Genomic DNA, 847 nt, shown 5'->3' with positions numbered 1-847 from the left:
CTACCAGCCCCTGCTGACCGACGAATACGAGCTGGGCGATCCGGCCATCAACGAGCCCGAGGCCGAGGAACTGTTCGGGGAAGCCGTAACCACCCTGTCCGTGCCCTCTGAGCCCGGTCTCGATGTCTGGGTTCCAGTCAGTCGCATCCGTGAAACCGAGGATGAAGAACGCGACTACATCCCTGGCTTCGAGGCAATGTTCGAAGTCGTCGACTGCCCCGGCCACGGCCCCTACTGCGAGGGAAACACCGTTGTCCTGGATAACGGCGACCACTGCCCCCGTGACCGCGCCCGTTACAGCGAACGCGAGAGCGAGTGGTTCGACGAGGACGATGTGGTCTGGTCCGAGGCCTGCGACGACTGGATTCGTGACAGCAACGCCGTCCGCGATGTCAGCGGTGAGTGGATTCCCGACGACGAAGCCTATCGCTTGCCCAACGGCGAGTACGTCCACGAAGACGACCTGCAACGCGCCTAACCCCAACCCGTAAGGAGACCCCCATGTTCTCGAACATCTTTAACCTTTTTGGTCGCACCCCGACCGGGCACAACACCCGTAAGGACAGCCCCATGAAAGCCAAGACCTCGACCGCGACAACCACCGCCCGCACCCAACCGGCAGCCAACCAGTCGCAGACCAAGAAACCGTCCGCCCCGCGCCAGCTGACCCAGCTCGCGCGCGAGTACCAGGCCCATTTCAACCTGACCGATAACGGCGGCTAAACCCTGCCCGGCTACCCGGACATCCAACGACCGGTTGAGATCCTGCGCCTGAACCGTAACGCCAACGCTCGGGGCATCCCGGTGCTCATCAACCGCTACTTCACCTCGGAGCAGGGCTTTCAAG

2 protein-coding genes are annotated in these 847 nt (G+C 62.8%); both read left to right on the top strand.

Annotated elements, in window-relative coordinates:
* The coding region (locus tag QT222_RS00435; RefSeq protein WP_491475939.1) for a hypothetical protein at positions 1-478 on the top strand (478 nt) is incomplete at its 5' end.
* Positions 479-501: 23 nt separating this feature from the next.
* A complete protein-coding gene (locus QT222_RS00430; protein WP_491475938.1) occupies positions 502-723 on the top strand; it encodes a hypothetical protein in 222 nt (73 codons plus the stop codon).
* Positions 724-847: the final 124 nt, after the last annotated feature.

The sequence above is a fragment of the Haloferax sp. s1 genome, assembly GCF_058382125.1.
This window is presented reverse-complemented; position numbering and strand designations above follow the sequence as displayed.

Excerpts from the sequence above, each read along its gene's own strand:
- QT222_RS00430 (WP_491475938.1), top strand. The coding sequence starts at position 502 with ATGTTCTCGAACATCTTTAACCTTTTTGGTCGCACCCCGACCGGGCAC.